Source organism: Microbacterium saperdae, from assembly GCF_006716345.1.
Lineage (GTDB): Bacteria > Actinomycetota > Actinomycetes > Actinomycetales > Microbacteriaceae > Microbacterium > Microbacterium saperdae.
Map to the genome: position 1 here is coordinate 890,619 of NZ_VFOX01000001.1, position 25,386 is coordinate 916,004.

Here is a 25,386-nt window from a genome sequence, read left to right on the forward strand (position 1 = left end):
GCCAGGCTACCCGCCGCAGGTCACCGTCCGGCGAGTGCCTTCAGGATGCGCTGGGGCGACACCGGCTGCGCGGTGCCCAGGCGCTGTGCGAACACGCTGATCCGGTACTCCTCGAGCAGCCAGCGCGTCTCGACGAGCGCGGGGGATGCTCCGGGGGAGAGCGGGATCGTGCCACCGGCATCCTCGAACGCCTTCGCCATGCGTTCGTACTCGGTCATGCGCGCACGGTCCTTGCCCGGTTCGCTCGCGAGCATCTTCAGGCGGTCGAGCATGCCGGCGAGGTATCGCGGGAAGTGCGCCAGCCGCTCGATGCCGGCCGCCGAGACGAAGCCGGGATGCAGGAGGCCGGACAGCTGCGTGCGGATGTCGTTGAGCGGCCCCAGCAGAGCGAGCGAGTTCTGCGACTTGATGCCGCGCTCGACCTCGCGCGACGAGGTCAGGATCCGGGCGACTAGCGAGACGCACGCGAACAGGTCGTCGACCAGGGCGGCGGAGACCGCATCGCGCACACGAGCGAAATCGGCCTCGGTGCGGATGACGCCGCCCGGCACGATCCGTTCGATCGCGGCACGCGCGACCGCGGCGCGGCAGTCCTCGATCAATGCCGCGGCGGAGGAATACGGCGAGGCGGCGAGTGCCAGCTTCTCCTGGCTCGTGAGGTGCTCCTGCACGTACGACGAGGGGGACGGCACCGCGAGCAGCACCAGCCGCAGCACGCCGTCACGGGTCGCGGCCGCCGCGGCATCCGCCGTCGACTCCACGCGCACCGACGCGGTCTTGCCCTGATCGACGATCGCGGGGTATCCGCGCACGACGCCGCCGGCGACGCGGGTGCCGAGCACCTCCGGGAGATCGCCGAACGTCCATGCGGTGAGGCCGTCCTGCTCGATGGGCCCGCGGGCCGAGGCCGCCGCCACCGAGGCCGACGCCTCCTTCGCACCGCCGCGCGGACGCGGAGGTGCCGCGATCGACCGGGCCACACTGCTGCGCGCCCGGTCGGACAGCTGCTGCTGCAGCACGGTGAGGTCGCGGCCGGAGCCGGCCGTCCTCCCGCGCTCGTCGACCGCGCGGAAGTTCATGCGCAGGTGCGCCGGCACCCGCTCCTCCTCGAAGTCGGCCGCCGAGACGAGCTGATTCGCGAGGGGCTGGATGAGCCGCGCGAGCGCCTCCTTCAGGGTGCGTGCGGGCAACCCGCCGTGCGACTCCGGGCCCTCGCCCTCGAGCTCGGCACCGAACTTCTCCGCCCAGTCCGCCGCGGGCACCACGTGGCGCCGGATGGCCTTGGGGAGGGCGCGCAGCAGACCGGTGATGAGTTCGGCACGCAGCCCCGGCACCTGCCAGTCGAATCCACGGTCCTCCACCTGCGCGAGCAGTGCGAGGGGGATGACCACGCTCACGCCGTCGTCGGCGGCGCCGGGCTCGAAGCGGTAGGCGAGGCCGAGCACCTGGTCGCCCTGCGTCCAGCGCGTCGGGAATTCGCTCTGATCGGCCCGCTCATCGTCGTCGAGCAGATCGCCCTCGCGCATCACGAGCAGCTTCGGGGTGCTCTGCAACGCCTCGCGCCACCACGCTTCGAAGGAACGGACATCGAACACGTCGGCGGGGATGCGCTCGTCGTAGAAGCGGTACACGGCCTCATCGCCGGCGAGGATGTCGCGACGTCGTTCCCGTTCCTCGAGCTTCTCGAGACGCTTGCGCAGTTCGCCGTTGCTGCGCCAGAAGGCGCTGACGCGCTTGTCGATGCGCGTCGGATCCCATTCGCCCTCGACCAGCGCATGGCGCAGGAACAGCTCGCGTGACGCCGCCCGATCGATGCGCGCGAACTGCACGCGCCGCCGTGGGATGATCTCGAGCCCGAACAGCGTCACCTTCTCGAATGCGACGGCCGCGCCGGCATCCTTCGACCAGTGCGGTTCGGTGACCTGACGCTTGGCGAGGTCGCCGGCGAGCGATTCCGCCCAGGCCGGATCGATCGCGGCGACCGTGCGGGCGAACGTGCGCGACGTCTCGACGATCTCGGCGGCGATCACCGCCGGGGGACTCTTCTTGCGCAGGCCGGAGCCGGGGAAGATCGAGAATCGGATGCCCCGGGCGCCGCGGTACTCCGCGATGCGACGTTTCGGGTCCTTCGCGGGGGAGTGCGACTTGCCTGCGGGCGCGCTGCGCTCATCGAGGATGCCGATCTGCGACAGGAGACCGGACAGGAGGGCGCGGTGGATCGCGTCGGGGTCGCTCGTCCCGGCGTCGCCGCCCTGACGGTCGGGCGACTTCACGAGCGTGCGCAGCTGCCGGTGCACGTCGAACCATTCCCGCACCCGCACGTAGTTCAGGTGCTCGGCGCGGCACAGCCGTCGGAAGGCACTGGATCCGAGCTCGCGCTGCTGCTCGCGCAGGTGATTCCAGAGGTTCAGGAGAGTCAGGAAGTCGCTGGTCGGATCCACGAAGCGCGCGTGCAGCCGGTCGGCCTCCTCGCGGCGCTCCTCCGGACGTTCCCGCACATCCTGGATGGTCATGCCCGACACGATCGCGAGCACGTCGCGCGTCACGGTGGAGGCAGAGCTGGCGCGGCCCGCCTCGATCAGCATGCGGGCGAATCGCGGATCGATCGGCATGCGCGAGATGTCGCGACCGATGCGGGTGAGGTGCGGGGAGCCGTCCCGGCGAGACGGTTCGACGGCTCCGAGCTCGGTGAGCAGATCGAACGCGGCCTTCACTCCGCGGGAGTCCGGCGGGGTCAGGAAGGGGAACGCCGCGATGTCGCCGAAGCCCAGCGACAGCATCTGCAGGATGACCGATGCCAGCGAGGTGCGCAGGATCTCGGGCTCGGTGTACTCGGGGCGGCGGTCGAAGTCCTCTTCGCTGTACAGCCGGATCGCGATGCCGTCGCTCGTGCGGCCGGCGCGGCCGGAGCGCTGGTTCGCCGAGGCCTGCGAGATCGCCTCGATCGGCAGGCGCTGCACCTTCGAGCGGTTGCTGTAGCGGGAGATGCGCGCTGTTCCGGTGTCGATCACGTAGCGGATGCCTGGAACCGTGAGGCTCGTCTCGGCGACGTTGGTGGCCAGGATCACGCGGCGGCGCACACCCGCGACACGGCTGCGCTCGAAGACCCGGTGCTGCTCCGCGGCGGAGAGGCGTCCGAACAGCGGGAGCACCTCGGTGGGGGAGCGGTCGTGGGCGTAGGCGCCGCGCACCGCATCCGCGGCGTCACGGATCTCGGCCTCGCCGGGCAGGAACACCAGCACATCACCGGGCGCCTCGCGGTCCAGCTCGCGCAGCGCAGCGACGATCGCCGAGACCTCGTCCTCCGGCTCTCCCTCGACTCCTTCTTCCGTCTCCTCCGTCTGTCCGCGATAGCGGATCTCCACGGGATACGTGCGGCCCGACACCTCGATGATCGGCGCCGGCACCGGATCCTCGTCGGCTCCTGATCCCGATGAGGGGGCGAAATGCCGCGCGAAGCTCTGCGGATCGATCGTGGCCGAGGTGATGATGACCTTGAGGTCGGGGCGTTCCGGGAGGATCCGCACCAGGTAGCCGATCAGGAAGTCGACGTTGAGCGAGCGCTCGTGGGCCTCGTCGATGATGATCGTGTCGTACCGCGTGAGCAGTCGGTCGCGGTGGATCTCGTTGAGCAGGATGCCGTCGGTCATCAGCGCGATGCGCGTGTCGTCGGAGACCTTGTCGGTGAAGCGGACCTTGTAGCCGACGAGGGTGCCGAGCTCGACCTGCAGCTCCTCGGCGACGCGCTCGGCGATCGTGCGCGCGGCCAGGCGACGCGGCTGTGTGTGCGCGATGCGCGTGCGCCCGAGCTCGAGAGCGATCTTGGGCAGCTGCGTGGTCTTGCCCGAGCCGGTCGCGCCGGCGACGATCACGACCTGGTTGTCGCGGATGGCGTCGGCGATCTCCTCCCTGGCCGCACTGACGGGCAGCTCCGGGGGATACGAGATCACGGGTGTGGACATAGCCCTCCATCGTATGCCGCGAATCGCCCCCTACGATCATCGAGTGACCATCGCCCTTCGCCCCCTCCAGTGGATCCGAGAGTTCGGACGACCACCCCGCATCCTCGGTCTCGACATCGCGCGCGGTCTCGCGATCCTCGGCATGGCCGGCGCGCACATCGGCGAGACCGAGCCGTTCCAGTGGCTCGACCCCACCACGTGGACCGACCTCGTGCACGGACGCTCCTCGATCCTGTTCGCGGTGCTCGCGGGCGTCTCTATCGCCCTGATGACCGGGCGCAGCACCCTGCCCGACCGCGAGCGCATCCCGAGCATCCGCCTGAACCTGATCGGCCGAGGCGCCGTGATCTTCCTGATCGGGCTGGCGCTCGAGATTCTGAACACCCCGATCGCCGTGATCCTCACGCTCTACGGGCTGCTGTACGTGGCGGTGATTCCGTTCCTCCGGTGGCGGGTGTGGCAGCTGCTGGTCGCCTCTGGAGTCCTCGCGCTCGCCGGTCCCGCTCTGCTCGCCCTCCTCGGCGCGGTGACCCTGAACCCCTACGGTGCGGGGATCGGCTTCGTGTTGTACGGCACCTACCCCATCACGGTGTGGATGGCGTTCGTGCTGGGCGGACTCGCCCTCGGGCGCCTCCGCATCGACCAGGTGCGTACCGCCGGCGTGGCACTCGGGGTCGGGGTGCTGCTCGCTGCGGCCGGATACGGCCTCGGCGCGCTGGGTTCCGCGACGGGAGTCACGTGGTCGAGCGCCAGCTTCTCGTGGAGTTCCGGCTCGTCAGGGGCGAGCGACATGAGCATCCTCCCCGGGGAGGACTCGGCCGAGGGGAGTTCATCCGAGGAATGGGTCGAGCCGAGCGGATGGGACACCTACCCGCAGTCGCTCGCCGATGCCGATCCGCTCGGCTCCGCCCTGATCGCGTTCCTCTCCGTCGACCCGCACACCGGCGGCACGGCCGAGATCCTCGGCTCCGGAGGATTCGCCCTCGCGGTCATCGCGCTGTGCATCCTGCTCAGCCGCCCGTTGCGCTGGCCGCTTCTCCCGCTGGGGGCGCTCGGGTCCATGCCGCTGTCGGCATACAGCGGTCACGTGCTCGTGATCGCGCTGCTCTCGGGACCGGGCGGGTACTTCACGAGCAACGTCCTCTGGGCGGTGATGGCGGTCGGACTGCTCGTGGTCACGACCCTGTGGTCGGTGTACGTCGGGCGGGGGCCGCTCGAGCGTCTCGTGGGGTGGAGCGCCGCGAAGATGGCCGCCGTGCCGACGCGCTGACGTCATCCGGCGAGATGATCCGTCACGGTCAGGGCGTGCCTGTCATCACAGGTCGTAGGGTGGATGCATGACCATTCCTGCACTCGAACTGAACGACGGCAACTCCATTCCGCAGCTCGGCTACGGCGTCTTCAAGGTGCCGCCGGCCGAGACCGAGCGTGCCGTGAGCGAGGCGCTCGAGATCGGCTACCGCCACATCGACACCGCCGCCATCTACGGCAACGAAGAGGGCGTGGGCGCAGCGATCGCGGCATCCGGCATCGCGCGTGACGAACTGTTCATCACCACCAAGCTCTGGAACGACCGTCATCACGACGAGGAGCCGCGTGCGGCGATCGGCGAGAGCCTCGACAAGCTCGGCCTCGAGAAGGTCGACCTGTACCTCGTGCACTGGCCCACCCCTGCCAAGGACGACTACGTGCACGCCTTCGCCAAGATCGTCGAGCTGCGCGAGGCCGGACTCACCCGCAGCGTCGGCGTCTCGAACTTCCTGGTTCCGCACCTCGAGCGTGTCGTGGCCGAGACCGGGGTCGTCCCGGCTGTCAACCAGATCGAACTCCACCCGGCCTACCAGCAGCGCGACGTCGTCGCCTGGGCTGACGAGCACGGCATCCGCATCGAGGCCTGGGGGCCGCTCGGCCAGGGCAAGTACGACCTGTTCGGTACACCGGCGGTCGCCGAGGCGGCGGCGGCGCACGGCGTCACCCCTGCACAGGCCGTGCTGCGCTGGCACCTGCAGAAGGGGATCATCGTGTTCCCGAAGTCGGTGCGTGCCGAGCGTCTGCGCGAGAACCTCGATGTCTTCGGGTTCACGCTCACGGATGCCGAGATCGCGGCGATCGACGCGCTCGACCCGCTCGACGGTTCCGGCCGTGTCGGCGCGCACCCCGACGACGTGAACTGACCTCTCAGATCGCACATGACGCCCCGTGTCGCTCCCCGCGACATGGGGCGTCGTCGTGGGTACGGTCGAACACATGACAGCTCGCTACCGCGTCGTGGCCGTGTCGGGATCCCTGCACGAGCCGAGCAAGACCACCGCCCTCATCCGCGCCATCGCCGAGGCGGTGGCCGAGCGTGCCGAGGTCGACGTGGAGATCATCGAGCTGACCGACATCGGCCCCCGGCTCTCCGGCGCATTGCGGCGCGACCAGCTGCCGCCCGAGGTCGAGGAGAAGCTCCAGGCCATCGAGGCCGCCGATCTGCTGATCGTCGGGAGCCCGGTCTACCGCGCGTCGTTCACGGGGTTGTTCAAGCACCTCTTCGACTTCGTCGGCCAGTACGACCTGGTCGGAAAGCCCGTGCTGCTGGCCGCCACCGGGGGAGGAGAGCGCCACGCGCTCATCATCGAGCACCAGCTGCGTCCGCTCTTCGCGTTCTTCCAGGCGCTGACGCTCCCGCTGGGCGTCTACGCGAGCGACACCGATTTCGATCGCTACGAGATCGTCTCCGACGTGCTGCGCTCGCGCATCGCCCTCGCCGCCGAGCGCGCCCTGCCGCTGGTCGGCTATGCGGCTTCGCGTCCGGTCGAGCTCCTGGTCGGCTGACAGCCCGTCACCGCTACGGGCGGCGTAGCGTGAGGGCATGACCAACCGGCTCGCCGACACGCTCAGCCCGTACCTGCGGGCGCACGCCGACAACCCCGTCGACTGGTACCCGTGGGGGCCCGAGGCATTCGCCGAGGCGCAACGCCGCGATGTGCCGCTGCTGATCTCGATCGGCTACTCGACATGTCACTGGTGCCATGTGATGGCGCGGGAGTCCTTCGCCGATCCCGATATCGCCGCCCTCATGAACAGCGGCTTCGTCGCGGTGAAGGTCGACCGCGAGGAGCATCCCGACGTCGATGGGGCCTACATGGCCGCCGCCTCCGCCTTCACGCAGAACCTCGGGTGGCCGCTCACCGTGTTCGCGACCCCGCGCGGAGGCACGTTCTTCGCCGGAACCTACTGGCCGCCGGACGCGCGACCCCCGCTGCCGTCGTTCCGCGAGGTGCTCGCGGCGGTCGGGGAGGCGTGGACGCAGCGTCGCACGCAGGCCGAGGAGTCGGCGGATGCCGTGTCCGATGCCCTGCTCCGGGCTGCGGAGGCGGCGCCGACGGACCTGCCCTCGGCAGCGGCGCTGGTGACGGCCGCCGAGGCGATCGCCGCGCGCGAGGATCAGCAGTTCGGCGGGTTCGGTGGAGCCCCGAAGTTCCCTGTCGCGACGACGCTGCGCTTCCTGCAGAGTCCCTTGCTCGTGCGCGAGGCGCCGAACGCGGCGCGCTCGGCGCGGCGGGCGCTCGTCGCGATGGCGGGTTCCGACCTCCGCGATGCCGATGGCGGGTTCTTCCGCTACGCCACCCGGCGAGACTGGACCGTGCCGCACTACGAGCGGATGCTGACCGACAACGCCCAACTGCTCGAGGTCGCGTTCGACGCCGGTGACGCCGAGACCGCCCGGGGGATCGCGGGCTTCCTCATCACGACGCTGCAGCGGCCGGAAGGCGGATTCGGTGCTGCGCAGGACTCCGAGTCCTGGATCGACGGGCGTCGCGATGAAGGCGGCTACTACCAGCGACCCGTGTCGGAGCGGTCAGGGCTGGAGCCCCCCTCCGTCGACGGCAAGCTCATCACCGGGTGGAACGGCCTGGCGATCGGCGCGCTCGCGCGGTCCGGCGCGCGGTGGGGTGAGCCCTCCTGGATCGATGCGGCAGCGCGGGCAGCCGAGACGGTTCTGCGGGTGAACCGCGGCGCCGACGGTGAGTTCGTGCGGACGTCACTCGACGGCGTCGCCTCGGCTGCCGTCGCGACCGGCGCGGATCTGGCGCTGCTCGCCGACGGGCTGTTCGCGCTCGCGCTCGCGTCGGGCGAGGCATCCTGGGCGTCTGTCGCCCGCGACATGCTGGATCAGGCTCTCGACGGCGGGCGCAGCGATCCTCTGCTCGCGGCGCACGGAATCGCCGCTTCTCCCGACCAGACGGATGGCGACCTGCCCTCTGATGTCGCGGCGATCGCCACCGCCGCCCTGACCGCATGGCGACTCGGGGCGGGGGAGCGGTATCGGGAGGCGGCCGTGAGTGCGGTGCGTGACCATGGCGCCCGCGGGATCGACCAGCCGTTCGCCCACGGCAGCCTGCTGCTCGTGGCGGCGGGCCTGGTCGACCCGCCCCGGCAGATCGTGGTGGTGACGGAGGACGTGACCGGTGCACTGGCGGTGACGGCGCTTCGGGCCGATGCCGACACCGTCGCCGTGGTCACCCCCGCGCAGGCACGTTCGTTCGCGGATGCCGGGTTCGAGCTGTTCGAGGGCAAGGGTGATGTGCCGCCCGGCGGTGAGGGGCTGGCCTACGACTGCCGCGCCTTCGTCTGCCGTCTGCCGGTCGATGATCCGCGCTCTCTGTCGCTGGAGCGCTGACTCGCGCCGGACTCAGCGCGCGTTGCGCGGATGCTGCCGCGCGGTGCGTTCGTTCCCTCGGCGGTAGTTCCCGGTCAGTCGCGCCATCAGCAGCTGCGTGTCGCCGCTCTCGATCTCGGTGAGGAAGTCGCGCGCTCGCGCGCCCCGCAGCACCGTGGCTGTCACGCCGTGGTGTCGGATCACGACGTCGTCGCCGCGCACCACGAAGTCGAATCCGGACGGCGCAGGCATGCAGGAGATCGTATCCCCTGCGGCGCCCGGCGCAAGGCAACGTGTATCAAGGAGTTGACACACAGATGATGCCCTGTGTACCGTTCGAGTGGTACACAAGTGGGAGGTGATCATGGCGGGGATCATGATGGTGGCGTATGCGCTGGGGATCGTGGCTGCGGCGGTCGTGGTGTGGCTCGCGGTGCATCGGCGGCGGGAAGATGCGCCGTCCGCGCGGCTCCTCCCGGTTCTCCGCGCTGCGCGTCGTCGCGCCGTGATCGCCGTGGTGTTCGCGACCGCCGTGTTCATCGCGGGCGCGCTGGCGGGTATCGCGTTGCCCGAGATGCTCGGGCAGCCGTTCGCGGTCGCTCCGCTGGTCGCCGGTGCGGCGGGCATGCTGCTCTACAGTGCCACCCCTCCGCGTCAGGTCGTGCTGCGCGACGACGAGCCGCGGGCCGCACAACTGGTACCGCGCTCCGCCCTCTCCGCCGTGCCCGCGCGATGGGCCGCGGCGTTCCTCCTCTCGGCCGTGGCCTTCCTCGTGCTCGTGCTCTTCTGCGGGATGACGGCCGCGCTCGATGAGCAGGGGCGCTCGCGCACCATCGGCTTCGAGTCGGAGGAGTTCTCCTCATGGTCGAGCCCGTACCCCGGCTGGTTCTACGGCGTACCGGCACTCATCGCCCTCGTCCTCCTGGCGGCGTGCACGCTGATCGCGCTGCAGCGCATCAGTGCCACGCCGGCCTTCCCACGACAGGCCGATGCGCTGCTCGACGGGTTGTGGCGGCGGCGCTCGGTCGAGGTGATCCTGAAGCTCGGTATCGGTGCCGTCCTCTTCTCGTTCGGAGGCATCGCGGCGACGGCCGGGATGGCCATGGGCAACGCGATGATCGCCGGCAGCACGCCGATGGTGTGGTCGATCGCGTCGGGTGCGCTCTGGATCTCGGGTGTCGTGGCGCTGGTGCTCAGTATCGTGAGTGTCACCCTCGCCGGTCTGACCGCCGTGACGATCGGAGAGGCGGCGACCAGGATGGAGAGCGTTCGATGATCACGGTCGACCCGGCCGGCCCCGTCGCCCCGTTCGAGCAGGTGCGCTCGCAGATCGCCGACGGCATCCGCTCGGGCGCACTGGCGGAGGGATTCCGTCTGCCGTCGATCCGGCAGCTCGCCGCCGACCTGCGCGTCGCCGCCGGAACGGTCGCGAAGGCGTACTCGGCCCTCGAGTCCGAGGGACTGATCGAGAGCAGTCGTGCCCGCGGCACACGGGTGCGGGGCGGCAACGCCCATGGGGTGCGCGTGCGCGAGGCGGCTCAGGCCTTCGTGGATGCGACCGACGGCATCACTCTCGACGAGGCGCTCGGCGCCGTGCGTGCGGCATGGGCGACGCGCCGCCACTCCGGCTGAGTGCGCGCTCCAGCTGGACAGTCTGCACAGCGGATGGCGCGCTGCTCGCGTCGGACTGCGCGTGATGCGCACCTTTCGCTGCACCGATTGCCCAGCTGTCGGCATCCGGTCTACTGTTGCGCGACAGCAGGCGTCGCCGCCTGCGCCGCCAGGATCACAGCAAGGATGCTCTGCCGATGCCCCTCCCCACCCGCCGCGGACTCGATGCCGTGCCCGCCTACCGACAGGGGCGTTCGGCTCCGGCCGGTGCGTCCAAGCTCTCCTCGAACGAGTCTCCACATCCGCCGCTTCCCTCGGTGATCGACGCCGTGCACGATCGGCTCGGATCGATCCACCGCTACCCCGACATGAGCGCGGCGGCCCTGCGGGGTCGACTCGCCGAGCGCTACGACGTCGATCCCTCCCTGGTCACGGTCGGCGCCGGATCCGTGGAGATCGCCGCGCAGCTGATCCACGCGGTCGCCGGTGACGGTGACGAGGTCATGTTCGCCTGGCGGTCGTTCGAGGCCTATCCGTCGCTCGTGCGGATCGCCGGTGCCACTCCGGTCGCCGTGCCGCTGACCTCGGAGCATGTGCACGATCTCGACGCCATGCTCGCCGCGATCACCCCGCGCACGCGCCTGATCTTCATCTGCAACCCCAACAATCCGACCGGAACCGTGGTCGGCGCCGACGAGCTCGAGCGCTTCGTGGCCGCGGTCCCGCAGGACGTGCTCGTGGTGATCGACGAGGCCTACGTGCACTTCGATCGCACGATGTACTACTCCGGTGGGACCGAGGGCGCGGGAATCGAACTCTTCCGCCGCCACCCGCACGTGGCCGTGCTGCACACCTTCTCGAAGGCCTACGGTCTGGCGGGTCTGCGCATCGGCTACGCCATCGCGCCGGCGGAGATCGCCGAGAACCAGCGCAAGGTCGCCGTCCCGTTCGGCGTCACCGATCTCGCCCAGATCGCGGCGAGTGCGTCGCTGGATGCCGAAGACGAGCTCGCCATCCGCATCGACGAGGTCGTGCGACAGCGCGACCGGCTGCACACGCTGCTCACCGCGGCCGGATGGCCGGCGGTCCGCTCGCAGGCGAACTTGGTCTGGGTGCCCGCGGGGGAGCGCACCGAGGAGCTCGAGACGCTGCTGCGCGAGGGCGGCGTCATCACGCGTGCCTTCGCGGGCGAGGGCGTGCGCATCTCCTCGGGGTCCGCCGAGGACATCGACCGGGTGGAGGCCGCGCTGGCGGCATCCGCCGCGAACCCCGATCTTTCCGCTCGCAAGGAGGCGACCGTATGACCGAAGTGCCCGTCACCACGACGACGACCAAGGGACTGCGCCCGGGACTCACGCGCCGACAGATCTCGATGATGGGGCTCGGGGGAGCCATCGGAGCCGGGCTGTTCGTCGGCTCCGGCCAGGCGATCGGCCTTGCCGGTCCCGCCGTGCTGATCTCGTATCTGGTCGCCGGCGGGATCGTGATCCTCGTGATGGCGATGCTCGCCGAGATGGTGGCCGCTCGTCCCAGTTCCGGTGCCTTCAGCTCCTACGCGCAGAAGGCGATGGGTCGCAGCGCCGGCAGCGCGGTCGGATGGCTGTACTGGATCCAGCTCGTCGTGGTGATCGCCGCCGAGGCGACGGGGGCCGCGGGTATCGTCGCCGGCTGGGTGCCCGGTGTCCCCGCATGGCTGTGGGTGCTGATCTTCGTGGTCGCCCTCACCGCGGTCAACCTGTTCGGCGTGAGCAACTACGGCCGCTTCGAGTTCTGGTTCGCCGCCATCAAGGTCGCCGCGATCATCGCGTTCCTCGTGGTCGGCGTGTGCGCGATCGTCGGGCTGATCCCGGGGGTGCCGGCGACCGGCATCAGCAACCTCTTCGACAACGGCGGATTCGCCCCGAACGGCATCACGGGCATCGCCGCGGCTCTGCTCATCGTGGTCTTCGCGTTCGGAGGCACCGAGGTCGTCGCGATCGCGGCCGCCGAATCCGATGACCCGGCGCGCAACATCCGCCGCATCGTCCGCGAGGTGCTGGTGCGCATCCTGATCTTCTACATCGGCTCGATCTTCGTGATCGTCGCGGTGCTGCCGTGGGATTCCCCCGCGGTGCTCGACGGACCGTTCTCCGCCGTGCTGGCGACGCTGCACGTGCCCGGCGTCGACCTCGTGATGTCGCTCATCGTGGTGGTGGCGCTGCTCTCGGCCATGAACGCGAACATCTACGGCGCCTCGCGCATGGCGTTCTCGCTCGGTGAACGCGGCCTCGCTCCGCAGGGGATCACGCGCACGAGCCTGAAGGGCGTGCCGTTCGTCGCCGTGCTCTCCTCGGTGGCCTTCGGGTTCGTGACGGTGGGGCTGAACTGGGCGTTCCCCGACGTGGTGCTGCCGGCGCTGCTCAACGTGGTGGGTTCCACACTGCTGGTCATCTGGACCGCGACGGCGCTCGCGCAGATCATCCTGCGCCGTCGGGCCGACCGCGACGGCACTCCGATGCCGATGCGGATGTGGGGCTTCCCGTGGTTGTCGTGGCTGTGCCTCGTGCTGCTCGCCGGAGTCATCGCGTTGGCGATGATCGATGAGGCCGCTCGCATCCAGCTGCTGCTGACGCTCGGCCTCACCGCCGTGCTGCTCATCGTCGCCCGCCTCACGCGGGGCATGGCGCGCGCCGGCGTGGTCAAGGAATAGGCGCGGGCATGCGCATCGATCGCCTCGACGCGGAGCTCATCCGGCTGCTCACCGAGTCGCCCCAGCTGCCGCTGCTGGAGTGCGCGCGGCGGCTGGGGATCGCCCGGGGCACGGCCACGAGCCGACTCGCCCGCCTGCACGAGGGAGGGGTGATCGAGGCGATCGTGCCGCGCATCGATCCGAGCGGCTTCGGCTACGGTGTCGTCGCGTTCTGCCTGGTCGAGATCGATCAGAAGGTCGGGCACGACGAGGTCGCCACAGCCCTCGCCGACGCGGTGCCCGAGATCGTCGACATGCACACCGTCACCGGAGCCAGCGACATGCAGCTGCGCCTGGTCGCGCGCGACGCCACGCAGCTGCAGGAGGTTCTCGACCGCGTGGCACTCGTGCCGGGCGTGGCCAGGACGGCATCGTCGATCGCGATGCGCACGCACCTGTCCGGGCGGGTGCTGCCATTGGTCGAGCACGTCGCCGGGGATGAGCCCGTCACGCGGTGACGCGGATCGAGGCGACGCGGCTCAGACCCAGCCGGGCAGCCAGTTGTGCAGGCGCCAGAACTCGTATGGCACGCTGATGCCCGCCCACAGCGGGTAGAAGAAGGCCGAGACCAGCACCACGAACGCCAGGAAGATGATGACGGTCCGCTCGCCGGATTGACGCCGGTACAGCGGATCCTCCCGGCGTCCGGCGATGACCCGCAACGTCATGGCGAGTGCGATCACCAGGAACGGCACCATGACCACGGTGTAGAACTGGAAGATCGTGCGCTCGGGGAACAACAGCCACGGGATGTACGTCGCAGCGAGGCCCACGAGGGGCACGCTGATCTCCGGTCCGACCGGCTGACGGCGTATCCAGCCGCGCACCAGGAGGAACAGCAGGAACACGGCTGCGGCGACCCCGGCGTACCAGATGAGCGGGTTCGGCACGGCGGAGATCACCGCCATGCAGTGGTCGACGCCGCAGGAGGCCGGATCCGTGCCCACCCACACGGCGGTGGGGCGCAGCAGGAAAGTCCACTCCCACGCGGGGCTCGCGTAGGGGTGCCCGCGGTTCAACCCCACGTGGAAGCCGAGCATCGACTGGTGGTACTTCCACAGCGCGACCAGCGGATTCGCATCGCTCTGCCTGTCGTACCCGCCCGCCGTCACGAACCAACCGGTCCAGCTGATCAGATACACCGCGAGCGCGGGGAACACGAGCAGCAGGAACGACACCGGTCCCTGGCGGAACGCCGCATCCGAGGGCCAGAGGACCACACCGGCGCGGCGGCGGGCGAGGGCGTCCGTCACCACCACGTACAGGCCGAACGCGGCGAGCACGTACAGGCCCGACCACTTCACGGCGCAGGCCGCACCCAGGGCGAGACCCGCGGCGATCAGCCACGGACGGCGCCACAGGATCGGACCCCAGAACGGGTCGGGGGCGTCGGGGTCCGCGCGCTCCAGGAGCGGTATCGTCCGGCGGCGATCGAGCAGGACGAACAGCACCCCGAGCAGCACGAAGAACGTCAGGATGCCGTCGAGCAGGGCGATCCGGCTCAGCACGATGCTGAGACCGTCGAGCGCGATCAAGGTGCCCGCGACGGTGGCGACCACGATCGATCCGCTCAGCAGCCGCGCGATCAGGTACACCAGCAGCACGGAGGCCGTGCCCAGGAGCGCGGTGGCCAGTCGCCATCCGGCGCTGTTGTCCGGTCCGCCGATCGCCATGCCCAGCGCGATCAGCCATTTGCCCAGCGGCGGATGCACGATGAACGAGCCCTGCTCCGACAGCGGCAGCTGCTGCAACGTGACGAAGGCGTCGTTCGCCCCCTCGCCCCAGGTGCCCTCGTAGCCGAGGGTCCATAGCGACCAGGCGTCCTTGACGTAATAGGTCTCATCGAATGCGAGCTGGTGCGGATGGCCGATGTTGATCAGCCGCAGCACGGCCGCGATCGCCGTGACCACGAGCGGGGCGAGCCAACGTACAGAGCGGCGCCAGTCAGGATCGAGCAGGACGCGGTCGCGCAGCTGCCCGTATCGTGTCAGCCGCTCCTCGGGAGCAGGCAGCAGGGGCACGGGCGCGGTCACCGGTCCAGCCTAGACAACGCGCCTATGCTGAGCGGGTGATCATCCTCGCTGCCACGCCGATCGGAAACCTCGGCGACGCCTCGCGCCGCCTGATCGAGGTCCTCGAGAACGCGGAGGTCGTGGTCGCCGAAGACACGCGCACCACCGGACGCCTGCTGCAGGCGCTGCAGATCGCCAATCGGCCGCGGCTGATCGCGCTGCACGACCACAACGAGAAGCAGAAGGCCGCCGAGCTCGCCGCCCTCGCGGTCGAGACCGATGTCGTCGTGATGAGCGACGCGGGAATGCCGACGGTCAGCGACCCCGGCTATGGACTGGTCGCCGAGGCGGTCGCACAGGGGGTCACCGTGACGGCGATCCCCGGGCCGAGCGCCGTGCTGATGGCCCTTGCGATCTCAGGACTCCCCACGGATCGGTTCACGTTCGAGGGTTTCCTCCCGCGCAAGCCGGGGGAGCGGCGCTCGACGCTGCGCGCGCTGGCTGCCGAGCCGCGCACCATGGTGTTCTTCGAGTCGCCGGCCCGACTCGCCTCCTCGCTCGCCGACATGGGCGGCGCCTTCGGCGACGAGCGCCGGATCGCGGTGTGCCGGGAGCTGACGAAGTTCTACGAGGAGGTGCGTCGGGGCACCGCCTCCGAGCTCGTCTCCTGGGCGAAGGACGGCGTCAAGGGTGAGATCGTCGTGGTCGTCGAGGGCGCTCCGCACCGCGACGCCTCTCCGGAGGATGCGCTCGCGCAGGTGCAGCAGCTCGTCGCCGATGGCATCCGCTTGAAGGAGGCGGCCTCCGAGGTCGCCGCGCTCTCCGGGCTCTCCTCGCGCGACCTGTACCAGGCCGCGCTCGCCGCCCGCGTGAAGTGACTGATCCTCTGCGGAGCCGCGCGCAGCGCCGGAAGACGTCGCACGGGTAGCCTGGGTCGACACGCACGGAGGGAGGATGCGATCGTGCCCAAGACAGCCACGGTGTACGACGTCGCCGACCATGCCGGCGTGTCGATCGCGACCGTGTCGCGCGTGCTGCGCTCGCCGGATGCCGTGCGTCCGGCCACGCGCGAGCGGGTGCTGGATGCCGTCACGGCGCTGGGCTACGTGCCCAGCGGCAGCGCGCGCGGGCTCGCGGAGCGGCGCACGGGCGTGCTCGGTCTGTACTTCCCCGGTTTCGACGCCGCGGAAGAGGCCCCGCCGCTCGATGTGCTGACCTCCGGCGCCGCGGCCGCGAAGCCGTTCACGGTCGTGCAGGACGCCGCGGAGCCGGGCGAGGAGCACCACACCCTGCTCTTCCTCGACGAGGTGCTGCGCGGCGCGGAGCTGGAGGCGTGGAAGCAGGGCTTCGTGCTGATGATCGGCGTCGGACGCGATGACCCCTCCCGTGCCACGGTGCGCGACATGGCCGGCAAGGTCGACGGACTGATGGTGCTGGCGGAGAGCGTGCCGGAGGAGGAGCTCGCCGGGCTCTCCCGCCGCATTCCGGTCGTGGTGCTGTCCGGCCCGCCTCGCGGCGACCACTACGACCACGTGACGGTCAGCAACACCGAGGCGATGGCGGAGCTGACGCGCCACGTGCTGGCGCAGATCGGCGACGGCGCGCTCGCGTTCGTCGCCGGCCCTGAGGACTCTCCGGACGGTGCCCAACGCTGGGACGGCTTCGCCGCCGCGCTCGCAGAGGCGGGCAGATCTCTCGATGCCGTGACGGTCGCCAGAGGCGATTTCACCCGCGCCTCGGGTCGGCGTGCGGCCGAGGAGATCCTCGCGCGGACGACACCCTCCGCGCTCGTCGCCGCCAACGACCAGATGGCGCTCGGCGCGCTCGAGGTGTTCCGTTCCGTGGGCCTCCGGGTTCCGGATGACGTGGTGGTGACGGGCTTCGACGGCATCGAGGCGGCGACGCTCTCACGGCCTCCGCTGACCACGATCCGCCAGCCGATGATCGATCTCGGTCGCGCGGCCGTGCAGGTGCTCGCCCGCCGTCTGGAGCGTCCGGACGCCGAGCCGCTCGTGGTGCATCTGCCGCTGCAGATCCTGCTGAGAGAGAGCTCGCAGAGGCCGGATTAGGGGCGCCGTGGCACCGTTCCCACGCCAGTGATGGCAAGGGGACAGGAGGCATCGGCCCGTTGTCAAGGGGTTGCGAGGCAGAAATGTATGCGCTTACACTCGCTCATGCGGCACGGTCCGCAGGGCGTCCCGACCACGTGACGCCCTTCATGACAGAGACGACATGAGGTGGCAGGGTGTCGAAGAAGCACACGCTCCGGCGTTGGCGCAGAGCCGCGATCGTAGGTCTGGCGGCCGCGGCCGTCGTGCTCAGCGGATGCAGCATCCAGATCACATCGCAGCCCGATCCCTCGATCGGCGCCGACACGATGCTCATCAACGCCGACAAGGGCAATCCGTTCTTCACGAAGAACTTCAACCCGTACCTGACGAACACGCGGACGGCCTCGCGGTGGATCTACGAACCGCTGATCCTGGTCAACCCGCTCGACGGCACGCTCAACCCCTGGCTGGCGACCGAGTGGTCGCAGCCCGATGCCCGCACGATCGTGATGACGATCCGCGACGACGTGCAGTGGAGCGACGGCGAGGACCTCACCCCCGGTGATGTGGCGTTCACCTTCCAGCTGCTCAAGGACAATCCGTCGCTCGACATCAAGGGCGCGTGGCAGCACCTGGAGAGCGTCGAGACCGACGGGAACGACGTCATCCTGCACCTGCAGAGCGAGGACGCCCCCTCGCTCTCGATCCTCGGACTGACCATGATCGTGCCGGAGCACCTGTGGGCCGATGTGAAGGACCCGAGCACCTATCGCAACGAGAACCCCGTCGGCACCGGGCCGTTCGTGCTGGGCAACTACAACGACCAGCAGTACTCGATGGACAAGAACCCCGATTACTGGCAGGCGGACTCGATCGAGATCGAGCACATCATCCTCCCGGCGACCAACTCGCAGCTCGACACCGTCAGCCGCGGCTACGACTGGGCCTACGCGTTCATCTCCGACGTCGAGGGCACGTGGGGAGCGGCGAGCGAGCACAACGCCTGGTGGTTCCCGCCGGGTGGCGTGATCGCCCTGATGCCGAACCTCGAGGTCGCCCCGTTCGACGACGTGAACGTGCGCCGCGGCATCGCTCTCTCCCTCGACCGTGAGGAGATCGCCGAAACCGCCTCCGAGGGATACATGAAGCCCGCCGGTCAGACCGGACTCATCCTCCCCAACCAGGAGCAGTATCTCGATCCGAGCATCCCCGATCAGGGCATGATCACTCAGGACGAGGACGCCGCGCTCGCGGCCTTCGCCGAGGCCGGATACACGCTCGACGGCGACCGTCTCGTGAACGCCGACGGCGAGCAGCTCGAGTTCGCGCTCACTACCGCCAACGGCTTCACCGACTGGACCAGGGCCGCGCAGACCGTCCGCAGCCAGCTCGCCGAGGTCGGGGTGAAGGTCACGCTCAAGCTCCCACAGCCGGCGGGATACCAGAGCGCGATCAGCAACGGCGACTTCGAGATGGCGATCGGCGGCATGGGCAACGGCGACGTCTACCAGGCCTACAACAACCTCCTCTCCAGCGAGTTCTACGTGCCGTCGGGAGAGCCCACCGCCAACAACTTCGAGCGCTACAAGTCGGAGAAGGTGGACGGGCTGCTGGCCGAGTACCGCGAGACCGTCGACACCACCCGTCAGGCCGAGATCGTGAAGGAGCTGCAGGGCGTCGTCTACGACGAACTCCCCGTGATCGGGCTCTACTACGGCGGCATCTGGGGGCTGTTCAACGACGCGAAGTTCACCGGGTGGCCCACCGCGGACGATCCGTACATGATCCCGCAGAACTACGACTCGGCGCCGTTGATGATCTTCACGAAGCTCGAGCGAGTGAACGGAGACGACAAGTGAAGTACCTCCTCCAGAAGTTCGGCCTGTTCGTGCTCACCCTGTGGGCCGCGATCACTCTGAACTTCTTCCTCCCGCGGCTCATGCCCGGCTCTCCGGCGGACGCCGCGATCGCGAAGCTCTCGCAGAACGGTCCGGTCTCCGACGCCACCCGCGCGGCCATCGAGGCGCAGCTCGGCGTGCCGACCGGTTCCGTCTGGGATCAGTACGTCACCTACCTCGGTCAGGTCGCCCGGTTGGACTTCGGCGTCTCTTACACCTTCTATCCGCAGTCGGTCGCGAGCATGGTCTCCACCGCACTGCCGTACACGATCGGCCTGGTCGGGATCGTCACGATCCTCGCCTTCGTGATCGGCACGCTGATCGGTGTGGCGGCCGCCTGGCGGCGCGGGACCTGGCTCGACAGCCTGCCCACGCTGACCGGTTCCTTCCTCAGCACCTTCCCGTACTTCTGGACCGCGCTGCTGCTGCTGTTCTTCCTCGGCTACGTGCTCCACTGGTTCCCGACGACCGGCGCCTACTCCGCGACCACGACACCGGGCTTCACGTGGGAGTTCATCTCCGACCTCGCCATACACGCGGTGCTCCCCGCGCTGACGATCCTGCTCACCTCGCTGGGCGGCTGGATCATCGGCATGCGCAACGCGATGATCAACACGCTCGGTCAGGACTACGTGACCTTCGCCGAGGCGAACGGACTGCGCGGGCGCACGATCGCCCTGCGCTACGCCGCGCGGAACGCGATCCTCCCCAACCTCACCGGCTTCGGGCTCACGCTCGGCGGCGTGGTGGGCGGATCCATCCTCGTCGAGCAGGTGTTCGGCTATCCCGGCATCGGATATCTGCTGTTCAACGCCGTGATCGGGCAGGACTACCCGCTCATGCAGGCGCTCTTCCTGATGATCACCGTGAGCGTGCTCATCGCCAACTTCCTCGTCGACATCCTGTACGGCGTACTGGACCCAAGGACCCGCCGATGACTTCCACCATGAACGTCAAGCTTCCTGCCGACCGCATCGCCTCCCCGAGTCCGTGGCGCGCCTTCGGGCGCATGATCGGAACCCTCTGGGGCAACGGCAAGGCCCGACTCGGGCTGTGCCTGCTCGCCTTCTTCGTGCTCGTGGCCGTGTTCGCCCCGGTGATCGCGCCCTACGGAGCCAAGGACAACGGCTTCGAGCGCAATGCCGACGCCTCGGCCGCCCACTGGCTGGGCACCACGGCTGCGGGGGAGGACGTGCTGAGCCAGCTCATCTACGGGGCGCAGATCAGCCTGCTGGTCGGTTTCGCCGCCGGCATCCTCTCCACGATCGTCGCCGTGCTCATCGGACTCAGCTGGGGCTACATGCGCGGCTTCGCCGGTGAGGTGGTCGGCTTCGTGGTCAACCTCTTCCTGGTGATCCCCGGCCTGCCGCTCATGATCGTGATCGCCGCGTACCTGCAGAACGGCGGCATCCTGATGATCATCGCGGTGATCGTCGTCACCGGGTGGGCGTGGGGTGCACGCGTGCTGCGCAGCCAGACGCAGTCGCTGCGCGGCAACGACTTCGTCGCCTCGGCCCAGTTCTCGGGAGACAGTGCGGCGCGCATCGTGTTCCGCGAGATCCTCCCGAACATGACCTCGATCATCGCCGGCACGCTCTTCGGCGCCGCCACCGCGGCGATCCTCGCCGAGGCGGGGCTCGAGTTCCTGGGCCTCGGAGACTCCAGCATCGTCAGCTGGGGCACCATGCTCTACTGGGCGCAGAACTCCAACTCGCTGCTGACCGGGCAGTGGCTGCTGCTGTTCGCCCCCGGTCTGTGCATCGCACTGCTGGCCCTGAGCCTGACACTGATCAACTTCGGCGTGGATGGCATCTCCAATCCGCGCCTGCGAGAGGGGAAGGGCCGATGAACGCCATGAATGCGGATGACGTGCTGCTGGAGGTCGATTCGCTCTCGGTCGAATACGCCTCGCCCGGCGCCGTGCCGGTGACCGCGGTCGAGGACGTCTCCTTCACGCTCCGTCGCGGAGAGTTCGTGGGGCTGGTCGGCGAGTCCGGATCGGGCAAGTCCACGCTCGGCTTCGCGCTCACGCGACTGCAGAAGCCGCCGGCGCGGATCAGCGGAGGCCGCATCCTGTTCGGCGGTCGCGACATCCGCGAGCTGGATGCGGAGGAGCTGCGTCGCCAGCGTCAGGGCGGTTTCGCGATGGTGCTGCAGTCCGGCATGAACGCGCTCAACCCGGTGCGCACGGTCGGTGCGCACTTCCAGGACATCTTCGCCGCGCACGGTCATGTGCCCCGCGACGCCCGTGACGCCAGGGCCCGCGAGCTGATCGGCAAGGTCGGCCTCGATCCCGAGGTGCTCGCCCGTTACCCCGGTGAGCTCTCCGGCGGCATGCGGCAGCGCGCGTCGATCGCGCTCGCCCTGTCGCTGGAACCGCAGCTCATGGTGTTCGACGAACCGACCACCGCGCTCGACGTGCTCGTGCAGCACGCGGTGATGGACACGATCCGCGACCTGCAGAAGGCCGAGCAGTTCACCGCCATCCTCATCAGTCACGATCTCGGGATCGTGCTGGAGGCGACCGACCGCGTGATGGTGATGCATGAGGGGCGCATCGTGGAAGATGCCCGCAGTGAGGACATCCTGCGCGCTCCGAAGGACGAGTACACGCGGATGCTGCTCAGCCACTACGCGGATCCGCGCGCCGAGACCATCTCGATCCCCGGTTTCGTCGACCTCGGCACCCGCCGACGGGAGGGACGGGTCCGCACGGATCTCACCGAGACGCTGCCGACCGTGTCGCAACGCGATCTGCGCCGGGCCGATGCCGCGATCGTGGTGGAGGGCGTGTCGAAGCGCTACCCGGCACCACGCCGCGGTCAGGAGGCCGTGGTCGCTGTGGATGACGTGTCGTTCCGCCTGGAGCCCGGCGAGGCGCTCGCGCTGGTCGGTGCATCCGGCTCGGGCAAATCGACCATCGCGAAGCTGATCACCGGGGTCGAGAAGCCCACCGCCGGCACCGTGAAGTTCGGCGACGTCGACGTGGCCACACTGCGCCGCGGCGGTCTGCGCGACCTGCGCAAGGACGTGCAGATGGTGTTCCAGGACCCCTATGCGGCGCTGAACCCCCTGCACACCGTCGAGTACGCGCTCTCCCGACCGGTGCGCAACTACACGCCGCTGCGCGGGCAGGAGGCCAGGGCGCGCGTCCTCGAGCTGCTGGAGACCGTGGGGCTCACCCCGGTCGAGCAGTTCGCGGCGAAGCTGCCGCATCAACTCTCGGGCGGGCAGCGTCAGCGCGTCGTGATCGCCAGGGCGCTCGCGAGCGATCCTCAAGTGCTCATCGCCGATGAGCCGGTCTCGATGCTCGACGTCTCGTTGCGCGCCGGCGTGCTCGCCCTGCTCGAGGATCTGCGCGAACGCTGGGGCATCAGCATGCTCTACATCACGCACGATCTGCTCAGCGCGCGACTCGTGACCGAGAACATCCTCGTGCTCAACAGCGGGCGGGTGGTCGAACGCGGCGAGACCTCCCAGGTCCTGCAGCATCCGCAGGATCCGTACACGGTCGAACTGCTCGACGCGGTGCCGAACCCCGCCCGCGCCGCACGCTGACTCCCACACCCCGAATAGAAAGGAGCCTCCGTGCTCTCATTCCCTGAAGGCTTCCTCTGGGGCGCCGCGACCGCAGCCCACCAGGTGGAGGGGAACAACACCACCAGCAACTGGTGGGCGATGGAGCATGCGCCCGGCTCGCCCATGGTGGAGCCGTCCGGCGATGCCGCCGACCACTTCCACCGCTACCCGGAGGACATGCGCCTGCTCGCGGAGGCGGGACTCAACTCCTACCGGTTCTCGGTGGAATGGGCGCGCATCGAGCCCGAGCGCGGGTTCGTCTCACGCGCCATGCTCGACCACTACCGCCGCATGATCGACACGGCGCGCGAGAACGGCCTCGACCCGACGGTCACCCTGATGCACTTCACGGTGCCGCAGTGGTTCCAGAAGGACGGATTCTGGCGGGCGGATGACGCGGTCGACCTGTTCGCCCGCTACGTCGAGACGGTGCTGCCGATCCTCGACGGCGTCCGTTACGTCTGCACCATCAACGAGCCGAACATCGCCGCGATGCTCGCCGGGGGAGAGGACGCGGCGAACCTCGTCGCCTTCGGCCTTCCGAATCCGGACCTCGCGGTCGCCGACACCCTGCTCGACGCGCATCACCGGGCATCGGAGATCGTGCACAGCGTCGCCGGAGCACAGGCCGGGTGGACGATCGCCACGCAGGCGTTCCACTCGACGGGGGAGCCGGGTGCGGACGAGATGCTCGCCGAGTACGGCGACCCGCGCGACCACTGGTACCTGGAGCAGTCGGCCGGCGACGACTTCGTCGGCGTGCAGGCCTACACGCGCACCTTCATCGGACCCGAGGGGCCCCGTCCGGTCAGCCCCGACGTGGAGACGACCCTCACCGGCTGGGAGTTCTATCCGGAGGCCCTCGAGCTCGGCGTCCGCAGCGCCTGGGAGCGCAGCGGAGGAGTGCCGGTGCTCGTGACCGAGAACGGCATCGCCACCGCCGACGACACCCGCCGCATCGCCTACACGCAGGGCGCGCTCGAGGGGCTGCACCGCGCGATCTCTGATGGCATCGAGGTGCGCGCCTACCAGCACTGGAGCGCACTGGACAACTACGAGTGGGCGAGCGGATTCGCGCCGACCTTCGGCCTGATCGGCTTCGATCGCGAGACGTTCGTGCGCGCGCCGAAGCCCTCTCTGGCCTGGCTGGGCGAGGTCGCACGGCGCAACGCGCTCTGAACCGGATGCTCCCGCGGCACCTCGCGCGGGGATGTGCGCTTCCCTCGGCCGGATCTCCGCGATTCGGCCGAGGGAAGCGCACAAGGCCGAGCGAAGCGCGCAGGCCGAGTGGGCAACTCCGATGAAACGGGCGCGAACGGAGCCGGGACCACGCGCCGGGGTTACTCTCGGATGATGACGCACGCGATCCGCACGACGCGCGGGGACCGGCTGCGGTCGGCCGCCGCCGGCCTCAGTGCGGCGGTCGTCGCCGTCGGGCTGGCCGAGCTCGTCGCGGCCGTGGTCGAGCCGAGCGCGAGCCCCTTCGCCGTGATCGGGAGCGGGCTGATCGACCTCGCGCCGAGCTGGGCGAAGGACACCGCGATCGCGCTGTTCGGAACCGGTGACAAGGCGGCGCTGATCACGGGGATCGCGCTCGTGCTCGCGGCCCTTGCGGCGGCCGCCGGCATCCTGGAGTCCTGGCGATCCGGCGTGGGCGCCGTCATCGTGGGCGGCCTCGGTGCGCTGACACTGGTTGCGGCGATGATCCGCCCGGGTGCTGGACCCTTCGCGTGGCTGCCGGGCCTCGTCGCCGCCGTCGTCGCGGTCGTCGCACTGCGACTGCTCACCCGCAGGCTGCGCCCGATCGCGGGGTTCGCCCCCGACCACGAGGACCGCCGCCGGTTCCTGCTCTGGACGGCCGGCACGGCGGCCGCGGGACTCATCGCGCTCGCGGTCGGCAATGTTGCGCGCGGCGCGACGCGGTCGATCGACGCGGTGCGCGAGGCGCTGCACCTGCCGAAGGCGGCGGCACCCGCGGCGGCGGTGCCGAGCGCGGCGGAGCTGGCCATCCCCGGGCTCGCCCCTGTCGTCACCCCGAACACGGACTTCTACCGGATCGACACCGCGCTGATCGTCCCTCGAGTCGACCCGGCCGACTGGTCGCTGCGCATCCACGGCATGGTCGATCACGAGGTGACGGTCACGTGGGACGAGCTGCTGGCGCTGCCGATGACCGAGTCGTTCGTCACACTCGCCTGCGTGTCGAACGAGGTGGGCGGCTCCCTGATCGGCAACGCGCGCTGGTTGGGCCATCCGGTGCGTGAGCTCCTCGCGCGGGCCGGAGTGCGATCGGATGCCGACATGGTGCTCTCGACCTCCATCGACGGATTCACCGCGTCCACTCCGCTGGAGGCGCTCACGGACGATCGTGACGCGCTGCTGGCGATCGGCATGAACGGCGAGCCGCTGCCCATCGAGCACGGATTCCCGGTGCGGATGGTCGTGCCGGGGCTCTACGGCTACGTGTCGGCGACGAAGTGGGTGACCGAGCTCGAGGTCACACGCTTCGACCGTGCGATGGGGTACTGGACCCCACGAGGGTGGTCCGATCACGGCCCGATCAAGCTGCAGTCGCGCATCGACGTCCCCCGAGGCGGCCGCGTGATCGAGGCCGGCGATTCCGTGATCGCGGGGATGGCCTGGCAGCAGCACGTCGGCATCGCCGGCGTCGAGGTCCGTGTCGACGGCGGGCCGTGGCGCTCCGCCGATCTCGCGGCGCCGATCTCGGCCGACACGTGGGTGCAGTGGAGCATGCCGTGGGCGGCCGAGAGCGGCAGCCACACGATCGAGTGCCGCGCCCTGAGCGTCGACGGCGACACGCAGGTCGAGCAGCAGGCGCCTCCGGCTCCCGATGGTGCGCAGGGCTGGCACCGCGTCGACGTGACCGTGGACTGAGTGCC

General features: G+C 69.7%; 20 protein-coding genes. 17 read left to right on the forward strand and 3 right to left on the reverse strand.

All coding sequences use genetic code 11. The features are described from left to right. Positions 1-20: 20 nt before the first annotated feature. A complete protein-coding gene (hrpA, locus tag FB560_RS04270) occupies positions 21-3,962 on the reverse strand; it encodes an ATP-dependent RNA helicase HrpA (RefSeq protein WP_141871219.1) in 3,942 nt (1,313 codons plus the stop codon). 43 nt (positions 3,963-4,005) lie between these two features. Here hrpA and FB560_RS04275 point away from each other — a divergent pair, with 43 nt between their 5' ends. From FB560_RS04275 to FB560_RS04290, 4 genes are all read left to right on the forward strand, one after another. Then, a complete protein-coding gene (locus FB560_RS04275; RefSeq protein ID WP_229673269.1) occupies positions 4,006-5,232 on the forward strand; it encodes a heparan-alpha-glucosaminide N-acetyltransferase domain-containing protein in 1,227 nt (408 codons plus the stop codon). A 67-nt stretch (positions 5,233-5,299) separates the two neighbouring features. Continuing rightward, positions 5,300-6,136 carry an aldo/keto reductase gene (locus tag FB560_RS04280; RefSeq protein WP_141871221.1) on the forward strand — a complete coding sequence of 279 codons (837 nt, stop codon included), beginning with the start codon at positions 5,300-5,302 and terminating at the stop codon, positions 6,134-6,136. 73 nt (positions 6,137-6,209) lie between these two features. After that, complete coding sequence (msuE, locus tag FB560_RS04285) at positions 6,210-6,779, forward strand: FMN reductase (protein ID WP_141871222.1); 570 nt, start codon at positions 6,210-6,212, stop codon at positions 6,777-6,779. A gap of 37 nt (positions 6,780-6,816) precedes the next feature. Next, positions 6,817-8,628 (forward strand): thioredoxin domain-containing protein, encoded by a 1,812-nt coding sequence (locus tag FB560_RS04290; RefSeq protein ID WP_141871223.1) that lies wholly within the window; start codon positions 6,817-6,819, stop codon positions 8,626-8,628. A 12-nt stretch (positions 8,629-8,640) separates the two neighbouring features. Here FB560_RS04290 and FB560_RS04295 read toward each other — a convergent pair whose 3' ends face one another. Next, a complete protein-coding gene (locus tag FB560_RS04295) occupies positions 8,641-8,859 on the reverse strand; it encodes a hypothetical protein (RefSeq protein ID WP_141871224.1) in 219 nt (72 codons plus the stop codon). 112 nt (positions 8,860-8,971) lie between these two features. Here FB560_RS04295 and FB560_RS04300 point away from each other — a divergent pair, with 112 nt between their 5' ends. From FB560_RS04300 to FB560_RS04320, 5 genes are all read left to right on the forward strand, one after another. Then, positions 8,972-9,883, forward strand: coding sequence for a hypothetical protein (locus FB560_RS04300; RefSeq protein WP_141871225.1), 912 nt, complete (start codon positions 8,972-8,974; stop codon positions 9,881-9,883). Beyond that, a complete protein-coding gene (locus FB560_RS04305) occupies positions 9,880-10,239 on the forward strand; it encodes a GntR family transcriptional regulator (RefSeq protein WP_141871226.1) in 360 nt (119 codons plus the stop codon). Before FB560_RS04300 ends, FB560_RS04305 begins: the two co-directional genes overlap by 4 nt. Positions 10,240-10,415: 176 nt before the next feature. Beyond that, positions 10,416-11,522 carry a histidinol-phosphate transaminase gene (locus FB560_RS04310; protein ID WP_141871227.1) on the forward strand — a complete coding sequence of 369 codons (1,107 nt, stop codon included), beginning with the start codon at positions 10,416-10,418 and terminating at the stop codon, positions 11,520-11,522. Continuing rightward, positions 11,519-12,907 carry an amino acid permease gene (locus tag FB560_RS04315; RefSeq protein WP_141871228.1) on the forward strand — a complete coding sequence of 463 codons (1,389 nt, stop codon included), beginning with the start codon at positions 11,519-11,521 and terminating at the stop codon, positions 12,905-12,907. Before FB560_RS04310 ends, FB560_RS04315 begins: the two co-directional genes overlap by 4 nt. Positions 12,908-12,915: 8 nt before the next feature. Then, complete coding sequence (locus tag FB560_RS04320) at positions 12,916-13,404, forward strand: Lrp/AsnC family transcriptional regulator (protein ID WP_141871229.1); 489 nt, start codon at positions 12,916-12,918, stop codon at positions 13,402-13,404. Positions 13,405-13,425: 21 nt separating this feature from the next. Here the strand turns inward: FB560_RS04320 and FB560_RS04325 are convergent, their stop codons facing one another. After that, positions 13,426-14,979, reverse strand: coding sequence for a dolichyl-phosphate-mannose--protein mannosyltransferase (locus FB560_RS04325; protein WP_141871230.1), 1,554 nt, complete (start codon positions 14,977-14,979; stop codon positions 13,426-13,428). 35 nt (positions 14,980-15,014) lie between these two features. Between FB560_RS04325 and rsmI the strand changes: the two genes are divergently transcribed. The 8 genes from rsmI (at position 15,015) to FB560_RS04365 (ending at position 25,381) form a co-directional block, all read left to right on the forward strand. Then, on the forward strand, positions 15,015-15,836 hold the full coding sequence (rsmI, locus tag FB560_RS04330) for a 16S rRNA (cytidine(1402)-2'-O)-methyltransferase (protein ID WP_141871231.1): 822 nt from the start codon (positions 15,015-15,017) through the stop codon (positions 15,834-15,836). Between the two features lie 84 nt (positions 15,837-15,920). Then, a complete protein-coding gene (locus tag FB560_RS04335; RefSeq protein WP_141871232.1) occupies positions 15,921-17,027 on the forward strand; it encodes a LacI family DNA-binding transcriptional regulator in 1,107 nt (368 codons plus the stop codon). A 176-nt stretch (positions 17,028-17,203) separates the two neighbouring features. Then, positions 17,204-18,868 (forward strand): ABC transporter substrate-binding protein, encoded by a 1,665-nt coding sequence (locus FB560_RS04340; protein WP_141871233.1) that lies wholly within the window; start codon positions 17,204-17,206, stop codon positions 18,866-18,868. Beyond that, positions 18,865-19,845, forward strand: coding sequence for an ABC transporter permease (locus FB560_RS04345; RefSeq protein WP_141871234.1), 981 nt, complete (start codon positions 18,865-18,867; stop codon positions 19,843-19,845). The genes FB560_RS04340 and FB560_RS04345 overlap by 4 nt, the downstream gene beginning before the upstream one ends. Further along, complete coding sequence (locus FB560_RS04350) at positions 19,842-20,756, forward strand: ABC transporter permease (RefSeq protein ID WP_141871235.1); 915 nt, start codon at positions 19,842-19,844, stop codon at positions 20,754-20,756. The genes FB560_RS04345 and FB560_RS04350 overlap by 4 nt, the downstream gene beginning before the upstream one ends. Positions 20,757-20,761: 5 nt before the next feature. After that, positions 20,762-22,465 (forward strand): ABC transporter ATP-binding protein, encoded by a 1,704-nt coding sequence (locus tag FB560_RS04355; protein WP_141873117.1) that lies wholly within the window; start codon positions 20,762-20,764, stop codon positions 22,463-22,465. A gap of 30 nt (positions 22,466-22,495) precedes the next feature. Then, positions 22,496-23,665, forward strand: coding sequence for a glycoside hydrolase family 1 protein (locus FB560_RS04360; RefSeq protein WP_141871236.1), 1,170 nt, complete (start codon positions 22,496-22,498; stop codon positions 23,663-23,665). Positions 23,666-23,839: 174 nt separating this feature from the next. Then, positions 23,840-25,381 (forward strand): molybdopterin-dependent oxidoreductase, encoded by a 1,542-nt coding sequence (locus tag FB560_RS04365; protein WP_141871237.1) that lies wholly within the window; start codon positions 23,840-23,842, stop codon positions 25,379-25,381. Positions 25,382-25,386 lie beyond the last annotated feature (5 nt).